The following is a 15,931-nucleotide window of genomic DNA, read 5'->3' as shown; positions in this document are numbered from 1 at the left end:
CGGGGAACCCTCCGGACCCCGGGGCCGTCTCGATCCACGGGAGCCGACAGGAGGGGGCAGCAATGGAACGTCGTGCGTTCATCGGGGGGACCGCGGCCGTGATGGCGGGCGTGGCCACGGCGGCGTGCAGCGGGGGCTCGTCGGCGGGGGCCGCACCCGCCTCCGCCGCGGCCGCGGCCGGCGGCGCCGCCTCCGGCCCGCCGCTGCGGACCACGAGCGCGGCCGCCGCCGCGAACTGGGCCGCCCTCGCGCGCGACCTGGACGGCACCCTCGTCCGCCCCGGCGACGCCTCCTGGAAGACGGCCCACCAGCTCTACAACACCCGCTTCGACGCCCTGCGCCCGGCCGCGGTCGCCTACGTCGCGCACGCCGGCGACATACGCTCCACGCTCGCCTACGCCCGCGCGCACCGCGTCCCCGTCGCCATCCGCAACGGCGGTCACTCCTACGCGGGCTGGTCCTCCGGGGACGGCCGGCTCGTCGTCGACGTGTCCCGGCTGAACCGGATACGGGCGGCCGGCGGCTCGGCCGTGGTCGGCGCCGGCTCCAAACTGATCGACGTCTACCGGGCGCTGGCCGCCAGGGGCGTGACCGTACCCGCCGGCTCCTGCCCCACCGTCGGCGTCTCCGGGCTGGTGCTCGGCGGCGGCCACGGCGTGGTGTCCCGCGCCTACGGGCTGACCTGCGACAGCCTCACCCGCGCCACCCTGATCACGGCCGACGGACGGCAGCTGACCGCCTCCGCCACCGAGAACGAGGAGCTGTTCTGGGCGCTGCGCGGCGCGGGCAACGGGAACTTCGGCGTCGTGACCGAACTGGAGTTCCGCACCCACCCCGCGCCCCAGGCCGTCTCCGCCTACCTGACCTGGCCGTGGGAGAAGGCCGCCGCGGTGGTGAAGGCCTGGCAGGAGTGGGGCCCCGGCCAGCCGGACGAGATCTGGTCCTCACTGCACCTGGCGAACACCCCGGGCGGCACGCCGACCGTGTCCGTCGCCGCGTTCTCCCTGGGCACCTACGGCGAGCTGCAGAACGCGGTGGACCGGCTGGCCTCCGCGATCGGCGCCCGCGCGCGCAGCGTCTCGCTCCGCCGCCACACCTACGAGCAGTCCATGGAGGCGTACGCCGGCTGCTCCTCCTTCGCCACCGACGCGCAGTGCCACCTGCCCGGCTCCACACCCGGCCGCTCCCCGCAGGGCGCGCTCGGCCGGGAGACGTACGCGGCCCGCTCGGACTTCTTCGACCGCTCGCTCGGCCCGGCCGGGATCCAGGCGCTGCTGGCGCAACTGCGGTCGGTGCGGGGCGGCCCGGGCAGCATCGCCTTCACCGCGCTGGGTGGCGCGGTCAACCGCGTCGCCCCGACGGCGACGGCGTTCGTGCACCGCCGCTCCCGCATGCTCGCCCAGTACATCTCCTCCTGGCCGGCCGGCACCGCCGGGACCACGGCCCAGTCGTGGCTGGCCTCGGCCCACCGGGCGATGCAGCCGTACGCCTCCGGCGCGGCCTACCAGAACTACGCCGACCCCACGCTGCGCGACTGGCGCACGGCGTACTACGGCGACGCGGCCGGGCGGCTGGCGAAGGTGAAGCAGCAGTACGACCCGCACCGCTTCTTCTCCTACCCGCAGGCGCTGTAGGCGCGGCGGACGGCGCCCCCGCCCCGGGAGACGCGGGCGGCCCGGCACCCCCGAGGGGGCGCCGGGCCGCCGTGGTCCTCCCCGGTCCCGGGTGTCCGGTGCTCAGGCCGCGAGGTCGCGTTCCCCGGCGGCGCCGCTGCGCTCGTCGGCGCGGGTCTCCTGGACCACCGTGTCCGGGCCGGGCTCCGGCCGCCGCCGGGCGCGCACCAGCCGGCCGCCCCAGGACGACCGCTCGACCGCCGTCACCACCGGCGTCAGCAGCGCCATCGCGAGCGGCGACAGCAGCAGCGCGACCGCCGTGCCGAGGGCGAAGCCGCCGACCACGTCGGTCGGGTAGTGCACGCCCATGTACACCCGGCAGAAGCCCTCGAACAGGGCCAGGGCGATGCCGGCGAGCCCGAACCGCCGGTGGGCGACGAAGAGGGCGACGCCCATCGCCATCGTGATCGTCGCGTGGTCGCTCACGAAGGAGTAGTCCGTCTTGCCGGAGACCAGGACGTCCAGGCCCTGGTGGTCGAGGAAGGGCCGGGGGCGCTCCACGAAGCCCCGGATGGGCACGTTGACCAGGACGGCGAGGCCGGCGGCCAGCGGGGCCCACACCAGCGCGGCGACGGACGGCGCCGCATCCTCGCCGCCCCGGCGGCGCACGGACCACCAGCACCCCAGCACGAGCAGCACCATGGCGAGCAGCAGCCCGTACTCGCCGACGAACTCCATGCCCCGGTCGAACCAGTGCGGGGCGTCCTTGGCCAGGCCGTTGATGTCGTAGAGCAGGTCGACGTCGGGGTTCGACCCGGATTCGGCGAGTCCAGCCATGGTGCTGCGGCCCCTTCGTCGGTCTCGGCGGCCGCACCCGGTGTGCGCCGCGCCCTGCCACCCCCGTGGCTGTAGATCCGCTTCCGCTGCCCGCGCGTACGACACGCGCTCCGCCCGACGTCCGCTCGGCTACGTCAACAGGAACGCACGACCCCGATCGATACGTTCCACACTCCACCGAATGATCACGCAGACGTTATCGAAGAGAGACTCGTCTCCGCAGCTCAGGGGGTGGGTTCACGCTCGGTTCACACCTGGGTGGGCAGCGCTTTCGCGCCATCCTCGGTTACCCGGGTCCCCCCGAAGTAGTCCGGAGTGTCCACGGGGTCGAAGCGGATCACGGCCCCCGAGCGCGGGGCGTCGATCATGTACCCGCCGCCGACGTAGATGCCCACGTGCCGGATGGCCCGCGAGTCGGACGGGTCGTCCGAGAAGAACACCAGATCGCCCGGGAGCAGTTCGTCCCGCCTGGGGTGCGGCCCGGCGTTGTACTGGTCGTTGGCGACCCGCGGCAGCGTGATCCCCACGTTCTCGAACGCGGCCTTCGTCAGACCCGAGCAGTCGAACCGTCCGCCCTGGTCGGCGGTGCCGTCCCCGCCCCACAGATAGGGCGTCCCGAGCTTGCTCTGCGCGAACGAGATGGCCCCGGCGGCCTGCCGCGAGGGGTCGACGCGGGTGACGGGGGCGGCGAAGGTCCGCTGCAGCGTCGTGATCGTCTTCACGTAGTTCCGGGTCTCCCCGTAGGGCGGCACTCCGCCGTACCTGATGACGGCGTCCGGACCCGCGTTGTAGGCCGCGAGCATGTTCTGCGAGACGTCACCGGGGACGGTCTTCACGTACGACGCGAGACTGCAGTCGTAGGAGGCGGCCGACGGAATCGCGTCGTTCGGATCCCAGACGTCGCGCCGGCCGTCGCCGTTGCCGTCGATCCCGTGCGTGGCCCAGGTCCCGGGGATGAACTGCGCGATGCCCTCGGCGGCCGCCGCGCTGCGGGCGCGGGGGTTGAAGCCGCTCTCCTGGTACAACTGCGCCGCCAGCAGGGCGGGGTTGAGGGCCGGGCAGAGATTCCCCCAGCGCTGCACGAGGCTCTGGTAGACGGCGGGCACGGCCCCCTTGGCCAGCGCCACGCTGCCGCCGCCGACGCCGTTGACGAGGTTCCCCGCGACGACGTAGACGCCGACGACGAGGAGGGTCACGAGGGCGAGCCCGGACGAGACGGCGGCGATCGCTACGATCCATGCCTTACGCACCGTCAACCGCCCTTCGTGGTCCGGGAGTCCGCAGGCGCCAGTCTAGGGGCGGGCCCGGTGCTTCGGGGGTCCGCACACAAGGAGAAAAGGGCACGTGACGACGCCGTACCCGGCCCAGCAGCCCGTCTCGGGCAATCCGTACGCCGCGCAAGGCGCTTACACGCCGAATCCGGCCGCCCCCCAGCCGCAGGCGCCGTATGCCGCGCCCGGTCCGTACGCCCCCCAGCCGGGGCAGGTGCCGGGGGCCGCGGTGCCGGCAGGCTTTCCGGGGCACCATGTGCCGGGGGCCGCGTACGGGCTGCCGTACGGTGTCGCGCCCGCACCGGTGTGCCGGATATGCGGAGCCGGGCCCGCGGGCGACATCACGATCCGCCAGCACACCGGTCTGCTGGTGGCGATGCGGTTCGGCAGGATGGAGGGGCCGCTGTGCCGCGGGTGCGGGGTGGCACTCCACCGGGACATGACGGCCAGGACCCTGGCGGGCGGCTGGTGGAGCCCCGTCTCGCTGCTGCTGTTCACCCCGCTCACCCTGCTGTGGAACCTCTTCGTCCACTTCAGGCTGGCCAAGCTGCCGCAGCCCTCGCCCTCACCGCACGGCGTCGTGATGGACCAGGGCAAGCCGCTCTTCCGGCGCCCGCAGGCCTACGTGCCGCTGGTCATCCCCGTCTGGATCCTCGCCGTGTACACCTTCTCGAAGTAGGCGGGCAGCGGCGCGCCCCCGCGCCCCGCCAGGACGGCGGAGGGACGCAGGGGCGCGCGCAGGGAGGGTCCGTGCGGGCGGCTCACGGGTCGCTCGCCGCGTCCTTGTACAGCTCCGACGCCTCCCGCCCGAGGACGACGCTGTAGGAGGTGTCGGCGGTGGAGCCGCCCTGCTCGTGCCCGCCGAGCACGCCGACGACCTCGCGGTCCCCGTTGACCCACGGGCTTCCGCTGGTGCCCGCGGTGAACTCCGGGCAGTCGATGCGCTGCTGGGTGGCACTGTGGGCGCTCGGCTTGTTCGTGCAGCTGATGGGCGCCTCGCGGGAGTCGGGGTACCCGGTCACCGTCACCGCGGTCGCCCCGGTCCCGACGCCCGTCGCGAAGCGGTTGCCCCCGACGGTGTCCTCGATGCCCTTGCCGTCCCGGTAGTCCAGCACGGCGAAGGCCAGGTCGCTGTCCTCGTCCTGGTCCTTGGACCAATTGTCGGGCATGAAGCGTCTTTTGACCGTCCAGACCCCGAAGGGCGCCCGGCCGTCCCGGTATCCGGGCGCGAACACCAGGTCCTTGCCGCTGCCGAGGCAGTGCGCCGCGGTGACGACAAGGTTCCGGTTGGGGCTGTGCACGACCGACGCGGTGCAGAAGTGCTGACCGGACAGGCCTCCGCCCGGGGTCGCGACGAACAGTGCGCCCACCCGTGCGCTCTGCGCGGTGATGGCGGTGACCGCGGTGACGCCGAGCGGGCCGGGCCCGTCGTCGGCGGCCGCCACGGACGCCGAGGTGCCGGCCAGCAGGACCAGGGCACCGAACAGGGCGGACTGCCGGGTGCCGAGCCGCGGGCGGGCGTGATGTGCGGGGCTCTGGATACCTGAGGTGCGCTTCATCACGCCCCACTCTGTCCCACGAAGGTGAGAATCCCGTCTCGACTTCACTGAGATTTTCCTCAGAACGCTCGAACATCGCATCTCCGTGCCCTGGATGCGCGGATTCCCGCCCCGGCGCCTTCTACACCTGCGCGGCCAGGGAGAACGCCGCCCCGGTCAGCTCCTCCGACACCGTCCACAGGCGCCGTGCCACGACCGGGTCGCTCGCCGCCCGGCTGCGGCCGACCAGCGTCGGGGCGCCCCGCATCTCGCCGGGACCGTCCGGACCGACGTAACTGGCGCCCGGCAGGTCGCGGGTCGCGGCGTACAGGGTGGGCTGCGCGCCCGCCCGGTCGTCCTGGGCGAGGAACCGGTTGCCGACCTGCATGGCCACCCGCACGACCGGGTTGGCGGCATGGCTCTGCAGGTTGGTGGCCGCCCAGCCGGGGTGCGCGGCCAGCGCGCGGACCGGCGACCCGGCCTCGGCCAGCCTCCGCTGCAGCTCCAGGGTGAAGAGCAGGTTCGCCAGCTTGGACCGGGCGTAGGCGCGCTGCGGGGTGTACCCGCTGTCCAGGTTCAGGTCGTCGAAGTCGATCCGCGGGTTCCCCCAGCGGTGGGCGCCGGAGGACACGGTGACCACGCGGTCGGTGACGTGCGGCAGGAGCAGGTTGGTCAGCGCGAAGTGGCCCAGGTGGTTGGTGCCGAACTGCATCTCGAAGCCGTCCTTCGTGCGCTGCTTCGGCAGCATCATGACGCCGGCGTTGTTGATCAGCAGGTCCAGCGGGTCCGACCAGGCCGCGGCGAAGGCGCGCACCGAGTCGAGGTCGGCCAGGTCGAGCCGGCGGACCTCGGTGCTGCCCGGGATCCGGTCCGCGGCCGCGCGGCCCCGCTCCGGGTCGCGGACGGCGAGGACCACATGGGCCCCGGCGCGGGCGAGGGCGTCCGCGGCGGCCAGGCCGATGCCGCTGTTGGCTCCGGTGACCAGGGCGGTGCGGCCGGTGAGGTCGGGCAGTGCGGCCGCACGGGAGGTGTCAGGGGTGGCGTTCATGGCCAGCAATGTAGGCGCCGTCAACAATGATGTCAACGACAACAATGATGCCATCGCCAACTATGCTGGCAGCGCCTACATCGGGATACGATGACCCCCATGCCCACCCAGCGCCCCTACCACCACGGAGACCTGCGTGCCGCCCTCCTCGGCGGCGCCGAGCGCACGCTGCGTGAGCGGGGCGCCGCCGCCCTGTCGCTGCGTGAGCTCGCCCGCGAGACCGGCGTCAGCCATGCCGCCCCCGGCCGGCACTTCCGCGACAAGCAGGCCCTGCTCGACGCGCTGGCCCTGACGGGATTCGAGCGGCTGGCACAGGTCCTCGGGTCCGCCGACGACGCCGGCCTGCCGCTGGAGCGGCGCCTGGCCGCACTGGCCCGCGCCTACCTCGGCTTCACCGTGGACAACACGGCCCTGCTGGAGCTGATGTTCTCCCGCAAGCACGACCCGGACGTCTCCGAGCAGCTCGCCGCCGCCGTCGACCGGTCGATCGGCTCCTTCACCCGGCTCGTCGCCGACGCCCAGCAGCGCGGCGAGATCGTCGAGGGCGACCCCGAGCGCATCACCCTGGTCGCCGCGGCGGGCCTGCACGGCCTCGCCGCACTGGTGGCGGGCGGCAGCCTGCCGCCGGAGGAGGCCCTCGCGGGGCTCGACGAGCACGTCCGCCTCGTCCTCCACGGCCTCCGCCCCCGCTGACCGGGCCCGCGGCCCCCACCACCTGCCCGACGGCCCTCCGCGCCGACCGGCCGCGCCGGCCCACCGGACCGCGGGCCCACGCCCCCCGCACCCGCCGGAAGCACCCGGGACCCCCGGCACGCCTCCGTCCGCCCCCTGTGCGACGGGTCAAGCCGTGGCCATCGCGCCACCATGCCTGCACCATCGGCCGGTAAGCGGGCGGCGCGTTCGGTAAGGCGGGGGTCAGAATTCCGGCCACCGCCTTGTTGTCACGTACTCAACAAGCCATCGTCGTCGCGGGCCACCGCCCCCGCCGAGGACGCTCCGGCGGCAGCGCGGCCGGCCCCGGACGCCTCCCCGCCGGGTCAACGGGGAGCCGCCGGCACCAGGAGGACGTGGGGTCTCCTCGGCGGTTGCAGACGAACGGGCCGCGGCAGCCTGCCGCGGCCCGTTCGTCGTGCGAAAGCGTGAGACCATCGTGACGGCCCCTCACCCGACTGGCCGTCAGAAAACGGGCGCAGCCGGAAAAAGGGTCAACGACGGAACCACTCGACAGGTTTCGGTCCGCCTTCATTGCCCGGCGTGACCTGCCGTGATACACCGTCATACACAGAGTGACCAGGCGCACCTTCGCCCACCACTCCCCGCCCGTCCGACCCCTCGGCGCGCGGCGGTGGCAAGGTATCCGTACGAAACCCGCCAAGCAATGACGCCAAGTCGACATACCCGGGCGTGATTGTCGGCGAGAATGAGGCCCGACCTCTGCGCGCCCGCAGAGGCACGCGGAACTACCCAACTGGGGGCGGTGACTTACATGCTCTTTGCGGCCGACAAGGGTGACATCAACACCATCATCGGCGGGATCGCTCCGAACTGGGGCCCCTTCGGCAGCCTGGGCAACGAGGCGAAGGTGATGATCGAGGTGGTGATGGCCGTCGCCATCCTGCTGTGCCTCGGCATCGCCGTCTGGGGCGCCGCGAAGCAGCGCATCGGCGCCACGGCACTGCGCGACACCTTCAGCGCCGAACAGGGCAAGGGCCTCATCATCGCCGGGCTGACGGGAGTGTTCATCATCGGCTCGCTCGGCACGCTCTTCACCATCGTGTACGGCATGGCCGTATAACCGGCGCATGACCGGCGCGCGCGTGCGCATGCCACCCCGCCGGACCCGCAGGTCCGGCTCCCCGGGCGCGCCCGGTGCTCCCGCTCCCCCCACCCACCACCGTGCCCACCGGCTGAGGTTGCGTTTCCCTGATGTCGAGTCACCACACCGCGCCCGCGCGGGAACCAGCACGGCTACCGTCGTACATCCAGGCGTTCCGGTACGAGGCCGAGGGGGCGTACGGGACATGAGTCTCGGAGACGAGCACGGGTACGGCGACACCGCGCGCGCCGACGACGGGTACGGGGGCAGCGGGCAGACCCGCACCCGGCTGCCCGACCGCGCCGGCGACCCGTACGGCGGGGCGCGGCGCGGCGGCCGCTCGTCGTCCCGCAGCCTCATCACGGTCGTCGGCGTCGTCGTGCTCCTCATCGCCGCGATCGCCTTCGCGAACCGCGGCGGAGACAACGGACCCACCGCCTCAGGCCCGAAGGGCTCCGCCGCGAAACCGGCCCCGACCGCGGCGACGGGGGAACAGCCGGTCCGGGCGAAGACGGGCGGCATCCCCACCGGTTACACCCAGGACGCGCAGGGCGCTCAGAGCGCGGCCGCCAACTACTCGGTGGCGCTGGGCTCCACGGGGATGTTCACCACCGCCCAGCGGCACCAGATCGTCGACACCGTCTATGCGTCCGACGTCGCCGCCCGCCGCCGCTCGGAACTGGACGGCGCGTACTCGAGCGCGAAGTTCCTCAGCACCATCGGTCTCGCCAAGGACGGCAGCGCCCCACCCGGCCAGACCTTCGTCTCGCGGGTCGTCCCCGTGGGCACGAAGCTGACCTCCCTGACCGGGAGGAGCGCGACGGTCGAGGTCTGGTACACCTCGCTCTTCGGCCTCTCCGGGGAGGCGTCGACCAATCCCGTCTCCGAGAGCTGGTTCACCACCACCTACGAGATGACCTGGGCCGGCGACTGGAAGGTCACCGACTTCCAGCAGAAGGACGGCCCCGTGCCGGTGGGCCGCGACCAAAAGGCCTCCACCGCCCACGACATGACGAAGGCCGTCGAGGAATACGGAGGGTTCACGTATGCGCGCTAGCCGCCGCTTCCTCAAGGTCTCAGCCCTACTGACCGCCGTGCAGGCCGGAGCCGTGGTCCTGGCCACCCGGGCGTTCGCCGCGCCCCCGCCCAGCCCCTCTCCCACGGGGAGCAAGGACCCCTGCGGCCTGATCCGCGGCCCCGCCAAGGACTACTGCGAGCGGGGCACCAGCCCCAAGGGCGTCACCGGCACCCCCAACGACATCACCTCCCCCCTGGACCCCCTCTCCTCCCTCGCCAAGGGCTGTGCCGACGCCGCGTCCTGGACCATCGACAAGCTCAGCAAGGCGGTGCAGCAGACCGCCAACGTCGACTTCACCAACACCAAGTTCCTCCAGCAGTACGCCGTGGTGTTCGCCGCGTCGACGATCCTCACCCTGCTGCTGTGGCTGCTCGCCGTCGCCAAGCGCGCCGTCCGCGGCGTGCCGCTGACCACCGCCATCTCCGAGGCCGTCGGCTTCCTCTGGCTGACCGTCCTCGCCTCCGCCTTCACCCCGCTGATCCTCTACACCGTCGTCTCGGCCGCCGACGGCGTCAGCGACGTCCTGGCGAGGGCCACCGGCAACCAGGCGGACACGTTCTTCGGCACGTTCTCCGCCGCCATCGGCAAGGGCGACCACATCGGCGGCGGCCCGATCATGCTGATCGTCGTCTCCCTGGTGTCCATCCTCGCCGCGGGCGTCTTGTGGCTGGAACTGGTCCTGCGCGCCGCCCTCCTCTACGTCGGCGCCCTCCTCGGCACCGTCGTCTACGCCGGGCTGGTCGACAAGAACCTGTGGGGCCACGTCCGGCGCTGGGCCGGAATCATGATCGCCGTGATCCTCGTCAAGCCGGTCATCGTCATCGTCCTCGGCCTCGCCGGCGCCCTGGCCTCCGGCGACAACGGCCCCGGCGCCTTCTCCGCCGTCGTCTCCGGACTGGCCATCATCCTGCTGGCCATCTTCGCCAGCGCGATGATCTACCGCTTCGTCCCCGGCTTCGGCGACGAGATCTCCGCCGGCCGCAACAACCGCATGATGCAGGGCGCCGAGAGCAAGGCCGCCGCCGTCATCAGCTCCCCCGCCACCCTGGTCGCCCAGGGCATCAAGACCCACAGCACCCGCGCCGACAGCAACGGATCCGGCGGCGGCTCCTCGTCGGCACCTCGCCCGGCCAACCCCGCCTCCGGAGGCGTCGCCGCCCACAGCGCACGCGTCCCGGACGGCGGCGGATCCGTCCCCTCCGCCGCACCCGCTCCCCGCGCGCCCAGCCCGGTGAACACCCCGCACGCCAGCAGCACCCGCAACAGCAGCAAGCCCTCGGGAGGTGAAGGGCGTTGACGACCGAGTCCCACATGTCCCCCACGATCGCGCCCCGCCGTACGTATCTGATCGGCCGCGCCCGGCCCAACGCCGTCGTCGGACGCAACCGCGAGTCGGGCGAGATCGCCCTGATCGTCGCGGGCGCCTTCCTCGGCATGATGTCCGGGCTCCTCGTCCCCGTGCTCTCGCTGCGGATCGTGCTGCTCACGGGCTTCCCGCTGCTCGCGCTCGCCGCGGTGTACGTGCCCTACCGGCGCCGCACGTTCTACAAGTGGTTCGAGATCAACCGCAGTTACAAGCGCACCGTCAAGCGCGGCACCGCCTACCGCTCCGGCGCGCAGGAGGCCGGCACCCGCCTCGACGGCCGCGAGATCGAGGTCGGGCCACCACCCGGCATCGGCCGCATCAGCTGGCTCGCCGCCCCCTTCGGCCCCGACGAGATCGCCGTCCTGCTGCACGCCGACCGCAAGACCGTCACCGCGTGCATCGAGATCGAGGGCCCCGGCGTCGGCCTGCGCGACTCCGAGGACCAGGAGGCGCTCGTCGACCGCTTCGGCACCCTCCTCAAGCACGTGGCCAACGGCGACGGCTTCGTCACCCGCCTGCAGATGCTCGCCCGCACCCTGCCCGCCGACCCCGACGCCCACGCCAAGGACGTCGCGGTCCGCGGCGACGACCGCGCACCGCACTGGCTGTCCCGCTCGTACGACCAGTTGCAGTCCATGGTGTCCACCAGCAGCGAGCAGCACCGCGCGTACCTCGTCGCCTGCATGCACTACTCCCGCGAACTGGCCGCCGAGGCCCAGGCCATGGCCCGCGCCGCCCGCCCGCACGGCGGACGCAAGCTCGACCGGGACTCCGGCCTCGCGGTCGTCATGGCCCGCGAGCTCACCGACATCTGCTCCCGCCTCCAGGAGGCCGACATCCGCGTGCGCCAGCCCCTCGGGCAGGGACGGCTGGCCTCGCTGATCCACTCCATGTACGACCCGGACCACCCCATCGACCACATCCAGGCGATGTCCCAGCGCAACGCCTGGCCGGCCGAACTCGACGCCATGGAGCCCACCTACCTCCAGGCCAAGACCCGGGAGTCGGCGACCCGTGCCCCCTGGTGCCACGCCACCGCCTGGGTGAAGGAGTGGCCGATGACCCCGGTCGGCGTGAACTTCCTCGCCCCGCTGCTCGTCCACACCCCCGACGTCATCCGGACCGTCGCCGTCACCATGGACCTCGAACCCACCGAGATCGCCATCGAGCGGATGCTGACCGAGAAGACCAACGACGTCGCCGACGCGAGCCGCGCCGCCAAGATGAACCGCACCGTCGACCCCCGCGACGTGGCCGCCCACCACCGCCTCGACCAGCGCGGCGAGGACCTCGCGAGCGGTGCCGCGGGCGTCAACCTCGTCGGCTACATCACCGTCTCCGCCCGATCGCCGGAGTCCCTGGCGCGCGACAAGCGCACCATCCGGGCCTCGGCCGGAAAGTCGTACCTGAAGCTGGAGTGGTGCGACCGCGAGCACCACCGCTCCTTCGTGAACACGCTTCCCTTCGCCACCGGAATCCGACGGTAGGGACTGATGCTCTGATGCGGGACCCGCTGACCGCCCTCACCGACGCCTTCACGTCCTTCCTGTTCGGCAAGGTCGAGACGACCCGGCTGCCGGTGCGCACGTCCACCGGCCAGGCCCAGGCGGTCTACCTGCCCACCGCCGCGCCCGGCCTCGGCGACTCCGGCGTCATCATCGGCCGCGAGGTCTACTCCGGGAAGGGCTACATCTACGACCCCTTCCAGCTCTACGGCCAGCAGCTCCCCGCGCCGCACTGGCTGGTCCTCGGCGAATCCGGCAACGGCAAGTCCGCGCTGGAGAAGACCTACGTCCTGCGCCAGCTGCGCTTCCGCGACCGGCAGGTCGTCGTCCTCGACGCCCAGGGCGAGGACGGCGTCGGCGAGTGGAACCTCATCGCCGAGGAGCTCGGCATAACGCCGATCCGGCTCGACCCGACGGCCGCCCTCGACCACGGCATCCGGCTCAACCCCCTGGACCCGGCGATCACGACGACCGGCCAGCTCGCCCTGCTGCGCACCATCGTCGAGGTCGCGATGGGCCACGGCCTCGACGAGCGCTCCGGCTTCGCCCTCAAGGTCGCCCACGCCTACGTCAACGAGACCATCGTGGAACGCCAGCCGGTGCTCACCGATATCGTCGAGCAACTCCGCCACCCCGAACCGGAGTCCGCGGAGGCGATGAACGTCGCCATAGACGACGTACGGGCCTGGGGCCTGGACGTGGCCCTGGTCCTGGACCGCCTGGTCGACGGCGACCTGCGGGGCATGTTCGACGGCCCCACCACGGTCGGCATCGACCTCGACGCCCCGCTCATCGTCTTCGACCTGTCCCACATCGACCGCAACTCCATCGCCATGCCCATCCTGATGGCGATCGTCGGCGTGTGGCTGGAGCACACCTGGATCCGCCCCGACCGGAAGAAGCGCATCTTCCTGGTCGAGGAGGCCTGGCACATCATCAACAGCCCGTTCGTGGCCCAGCTGTTCCAGCGGCTGCTGAAGTTCGGGCGACGGCTCGGCCTGTCCTTCGTCGCGGTCGTCCACCACCTGTCCGACGTGGTGGACGGAGCGGCCGCGAAGGAGGCGGCGGCGATCCTGAAGATGGCGTCCACGAGGACGATCTACGCCCAGAAGGCCGACGAGGCCAGAGCGACCGGCGGGGTGCTGGGCCTGCCGCGCTGGGCGGTGGAGATCATCCCGACCCTCACCCCCGGCATCGCGGTGTGGGACGTCAACGGCAACGTCCAGGTGGTCAAACACCTGGTCACCGAGACCGAACGCCCCCTCGTCTTCACCGACCGCGCCATGACCGAGTCCTCCGCCGACCTCGCCACCGACGACGCCCTGCGCGCGGCCGAGCTGGAGGCGGAACAGCGGGCGGCCGCGTTCGTGGAACACCACATCGCCGATCTGGACGGCTCCTCCGAGTCGACGGTGGCCTAGGCAGGGAGACACGGCGTGCGACCCGACGACCGCGACCAGGTGCAGGGCCGCCGGGACGGCCCGGGAGGCATCCCGGACGGCCTGCTCGTCGGCCTGCTCGCCTTCCTGCTCGGCATGACCGTGCTGGTGTGGACGGCCACCGGCCTCGCGGGCCTGTTCTCCCACGGCGCCTGGCCGCCCGGGATCTCCTTCACCCGCACTCCCCTGGCCATGCGCCATCTCATCGGCGCCCCGCACGACCTGGCCGGCGCATGGCCCGGCACCCCGCCCGGCGGGCTCTCCGGCTACGGGCTGTTCTGGGGCCTGTTCATCGGCCAGCTGATGGTGCTGCTGGTGCTGACGGTCTTCGTGATGGGCACGTGCGCGCGCTGGAGAGCGGTCCGGCTGCGCAGACGCCAGGAGGCCGCAGCCGCAGCGCCGGCGAAGGAACAGGCCCCCGGGCCCGGCACCCACGAGGTCCCCGCCCCGCACGACGTCCCCGCCCCGCGCACGGTGGTCGCCGCACCGCACCCGGCACCCTCGGCCCCCGCACCCCAGCGACCCGAGGCCCCGCAGCCGGAGCGCCCCCGGAGCCCGGCGGGGGCACCGCACCCCCTGCCGGCGGACACCGGACCGGTCGCCGCTCCCGCCGTCGCGCCCCTCCTCGCCAAACGGCCCGGCAGCCGCACGGGGATCGTGCTGGGCACCCCGGAGACCCGCCGGGCCGCCGCCGCACGGGCCGTGCGCGACGCCGAGGGAGCCGCCCTCGTGGTCACCTCCCACCCGGCCCTGTGGCAGGACACCAAGGACGCCCGCGCCAAACTCGGCCCGGTCCACCTCTACGACCCCGGCCACCTGTGCGACACCCCGGCCCGCCTGCACTGGTCCCCCACGTCGGGCTGCGAGGACCTGCGGACCGCCGCCGCCCGGGCCGCCGCCCTCCTCGCCCCGGTCCGCCCCACCGCCCGGATCGACCAGCTCCTCGCCGACACCGCCGAGACCCTGCTCCGCTGCTGTCTGCACGCCGCCGCCGTCGACGGACGCACCGTCCGCCACGTGCACCGCTGGGCACAGGGCATGCAGGTCCAGGAGGCCGTGCGCGTGCTGCGGACCGACCCGCGGGCAGCCGCCGGATCGGCCGGCGAGCTGGAGTCCGCGCTCACCTCGCACCCCCAGCGCCGTGACATCGCGCAGGAACTGACGGGCCGTGCCCTGTCCGCGCTGCTCACCGTCAACATCCGCGAAGCGTGCACTCCTCACCGAAGTGATGCCCTCGCCTTGGATTCCTTCGTGAGCGAAGGGGGCACGCTCTATGTGGTCGGGGAATCCATCGAGGACCCCCGGACCCACCCGGGTGCGATGCCCTTCCTCACGGCACTCGCCTCAAGCGTGGTCGAGCACGGCCGGCACATGGCCGAACGGTCATCCTCCGGTCGGCTCGACCCACCACTCGCCCTCGTCCTCGACGACGTGGCGGCCGTCGCCCCCCTGCCCCAGCTCCCCGAGCTGCTGGCCACCGGCGCCGACCGCGGCCTGACCGCCCTCGCTCTGCTGCGCTCCCGGGAGCAGGCCCGCAGCCGCTGGCCGCGCCACGACCTGCCCTTCCCGGAGCAGACCCCGGGCGCCCCGGCCACCGTCGTCGGCGACCAGGGCGCCTGAAGCCCACCACGACCGCTCCGCTCCTACGCCTCCTGGAGCGCCGCAGTCCGCTCCAGCACGAACTCCAACTCCCGCTCCTGCGGGGCCTGCGGCAGCGGCACCGTGAGCCCGCTCGGCTCGAACCCGAGCCGGCGGTAGAAACGCTGGGCACGCCCGTTGTCCTCGTGCACGATCAGCCGGACCCGGTCCGCGCCCTCGTCCCAGGACCACTCCAGGGCCGCGTCGAACAGCACCTCCGTCAGCCCGCAGCCCCGGTGCTCGGAGCGCATGAACACGCCCACGAGATGACCCTGCCTGCGCTCCACGGGGAACCCGGCCCAGTCCGTCGTGCCGGCCTCCTCGATCAGCACGGTGACGGTCCCGGCCCACGCGCCGTCCGGTCCCTCCGCCACGAACTGCCGTACGCCGCTGCCCTCTTCGGCGGCCCGGGCTGCACGCCCCTGCCAGAACGAGTCCGGCTCGGCAGCGGCCTGGTCGTAGGTCTCCAGGAAGGCGAGGTGGGCCACGGGGTCGCGGAGCGCGAGGAGCCGCAGCGCCTTCACGGCCGGCCACTCCTCGGCCCGTACGGCCCGGACGACGTACTTCTCGCTGGTGTCGACGCTGCTCATGGGCGCTACCGTACGGCACCCGCCTCCGCCGCCGACAACCGTTTTCCCCGCCGGGTCCCGTAAGACCCCTGAAATGCAGAAAACCCCGCACCATACGGTGCGGGGTTTTCCCCAACATTAGTTCGGCGGCGTCCTACTCTCCCACAGGGTCCCCCCTGCAGTACCATCGGCGCTGTAAGGCTTAGCTTCCGG

At 72.8% G+C, this 15,931-nt stretch carries 14 protein-coding genes and 1 rRNA gene; 9 read left to right on the top strand and 6 right to left on the bottom strand.

Features of this window, described 5'->3' with window-relative positions; translation table 11 throughout:
* Positions 1–62: 62 nt before the first annotated feature.
* Positions 63–1,634 (top strand): FAD-binding oxidoreductase, encoded by a 1,572-nt coding sequence (locus P3H78_RS17160; RefSeq protein WP_276109873.1) that lies wholly within the window; start codon positions 63–65, stop codon positions 1,632–1,634.
* A gap of 102 nt (positions 1,635–1,736) precedes the next feature.
* Here the strand turns inward: P3H78_RS17160 and P3H78_RS17155 are convergent, their stop codons facing one another.
* Positions 1,737–2,450, bottom strand: coding sequence for a phosphatase PAP2 family protein (locus P3H78_RS17155; RefSeq protein WP_276109872.1), 714 nt, complete (start codon positions 2,448–2,450; stop codon positions 1,737–1,739).
* A gap of 248 nt (positions 2,451–2,698) precedes the next feature.
* The gene (locus P3H78_RS17150; RefSeq protein WP_276109871.1) at positions 2,699–3,706 is read right to left on the bottom strand and encodes a bifunctional lytic transglycosylase/C40 family peptidase; all 1,008 of its coding nucleotides are present in this window, start codon (positions 3,704–3,706) and stop codon (positions 2,699–2,701) included.
* An 88-nt stretch (positions 3,707–3,794) separates the two neighbouring features.
* Between P3H78_RS17150 and P3H78_RS17145 the strand changes: the two genes are divergently transcribed.
* Positions 3,795–4,400, top strand: a complete 606-nt coding sequence (locus tag P3H78_RS17145; RefSeq protein ID WP_276109870.1) for a hypothetical protein — start codon at positions 3,795–3,797, stop codon at positions 4,398–4,400.
* Positions 4,401–4,482: 82 nt separating this feature from the next.
* Here the strand turns inward: P3H78_RS17145 and P3H78_RS17140 are convergent, their stop codons facing one another.
* Complete coding sequence (locus P3H78_RS17140) at positions 4,483–5,280, bottom strand: trypsin-like serine peptidase (protein ID WP_276109869.1); 798 nt, start codon at positions 5,278–5,280, stop codon at positions 4,483–4,485.
* A 121-nt stretch (positions 5,281–5,401) separates the two neighbouring features.
* Positions 5,402–6,307, bottom strand: coding sequence for an oxidoreductase (locus P3H78_RS17135; protein WP_276109868.1), 906 nt, complete (start codon positions 6,305–6,307; stop codon positions 5,402–5,404).
* A gap of 90 nt (positions 6,308–6,397) precedes the next feature.
* Here P3H78_RS17135 and P3H78_RS17130 point away from each other — a divergent pair, with 90 nt between their 5' ends.
* From P3H78_RS17130 to P3H78_RS17100, 7 genes are all read left to right on the top strand, one after another.
* On the top strand, positions 6,398–7,000 hold the full coding sequence (locus P3H78_RS17130) for a TetR/AcrR family transcriptional regulator (protein ID WP_276109867.1): 603 nt from the start codon (positions 6,398–6,400) through the stop codon (positions 6,998–7,000).
* A 793-nt stretch (positions 7,001–7,793) separates the two neighbouring features.
* On the top strand, positions 7,794–8,102 hold the full coding sequence (locus P3H78_RS17125; RefSeq protein ID WP_009189392.1) for a DUF8827 family protein: 309 nt from the start codon (positions 7,794–7,796) through the stop codon (positions 8,100–8,102).
* 226 nt (positions 8,103–8,328) lie between these two features.
* On the top strand, positions 8,329–9,180 hold the full coding sequence (locus tag P3H78_RS17120) for a hypothetical protein (RefSeq protein WP_276109865.1): 852 nt from the start codon (positions 8,329–8,331) through the stop codon (positions 9,178–9,180).
* Entirely contained in the window at positions 9,170–10,498 is a 1,329-nt protein-coding gene (locus tag P3H78_RS17115; RefSeq protein ID WP_276109864.1) for a hypothetical protein, read from the top strand. The genes P3H78_RS17120 and P3H78_RS17115 overlap by 11 nt, the downstream gene beginning before the upstream one ends.
* A 14-nt stretch (positions 10,499–10,512) precedes the next feature.
* Positions 10,513–12,054, top strand: coding sequence for an SCO6880 family protein (locus tag P3H78_RS17110; protein WP_438827991.1), 1,542 nt, complete (start codon positions 10,513–10,515; stop codon positions 12,052–12,054).
* A gap of 14 nt (positions 12,055–12,068) precedes the next feature.
* Positions 12,069–13,493, top strand: a complete 1,425-nt coding sequence (locus tag P3H78_RS17105) for an ATP-binding protein (RefSeq protein WP_276109862.1) — start codon at positions 12,069–12,071, stop codon at positions 13,491–13,493.
* Between the two features lie 15 nt (positions 13,494–13,508).
* Positions 13,509–15,131: a TraM recognition domain-containing protein gene (locus tag P3H78_RS17100; RefSeq protein ID WP_276109861.1), complete on the top strand. Its 1,623-nt coding sequence runs from the start codon at positions 13,509–13,511 to the stop codon at positions 15,129–15,131.
* A 23-nt stretch (positions 15,132–15,154) separates the two neighbouring features.
* Here the strand turns inward: P3H78_RS17100 and P3H78_RS17095 are convergent, their stop codons facing one another.
* Positions 15,155–15,739 (bottom strand): GNAT family N-acetyltransferase, encoded by a 585-nt coding sequence (locus tag P3H78_RS17095; RefSeq protein ID WP_276109860.1) that lies wholly within the window; start codon positions 15,737–15,739, stop codon positions 15,155–15,157.
* Between the two features lie 120 nt (positions 15,740–15,859).
* Positions 15,860–15,931, bottom strand: a 5S ribosomal RNA gene (gene rrf / locus P3H78_RS33545); the annotation flags it as partial.

It is taken from the genome of Streptomyces tropicalis, from assembly GCF_029269835.1.
GTDB classification, from domain to species: Bacteria; Actinomycetota; Actinomycetes; order Streptomycetales; family Streptomycetaceae; genus Streptomyces; species Streptomyces tropicalis.
This window is presented reverse-complemented; position numbering and strand designations above follow the sequence as displayed.

What these genes read in the sequence shown, in the direction of transcription:
- P3H78_RS17140 (WP_276109869.1), bottom strand. Translation starts at nt 5,280, where the DNA reads ATGAAGCGCACCTCAGGTATCCAGAGCCCCGCACATCACGCCCGCCCG.
- P3H78_RS17160 (WP_276109873.1), top strand. Translation starts at nt 63, where the DNA reads ATGGAACGTCGTGCGTTCATCGGGGGGACCGCGGCCGTGATGGCGGGC.
- P3H78_RS17125 (WP_009189392.1), top strand. Translation starts at nt 7,794, where the DNA reads ATGCTCTTTGCGGCCGACAAGGGTGACATCAACACCATCATCGGCGGG.
- P3H78_RS17130 (WP_276109867.1), top strand. Translation starts at nt 6,398, where the DNA reads ATGACCCCCATGCCCACCCAGCGCCCCTACCACCACGGAGACCTGCGT.
- P3H78_RS17155 (WP_276109872.1), bottom strand. Translation starts at nt 2,450, where the DNA reads ATGGCTGGACTCGCCGAATCCGGGTCGAACCCCGACGTCGACCTGCTC.
- P3H78_RS17095 (WP_276109860.1), bottom strand. Translation starts at nt 15,739, where the DNA reads ATGAGCAGCGTCGACACCAGCGAGAAGTACGTCGTCCGGGCCGTACGG.
- P3H78_RS17105 (WP_276109862.1), top strand. Translation starts at nt 12,069, where the DNA reads ATGCGGGACCCGCTGACCGCCCTCACCGACGCCTTCACGTCCTTCCTG.
- P3H78_RS17135 (WP_276109868.1), bottom strand. Translation starts at nt 6,307, where the DNA reads ATGAACGCCACCCCTGACACCTCCCGTGCGGCCGCACTGCCCGACCTC.
- P3H78_RS17120 (WP_276109865.1), top strand. Translation starts at nt 8,329, where the DNA reads ATGAGTCTCGGAGACGAGCACGGGTACGGCGACACCGCGCGCGCCGAC.
- P3H78_RS17115 (WP_276109864.1), top strand. Translation starts at nt 9,170, where the DNA reads ATGCGCGCTAGCCGCCGCTTCCTCAAGGTCTCAGCCCTACTGACCGCC.
- P3H78_RS17110 (WP_438827991.1), top strand. Translation starts at nt 10,513, where the DNA reads ATGTCCCCCACGATCGCGCCCCGCCGTACGTATCTGATCGGCCGCGCC.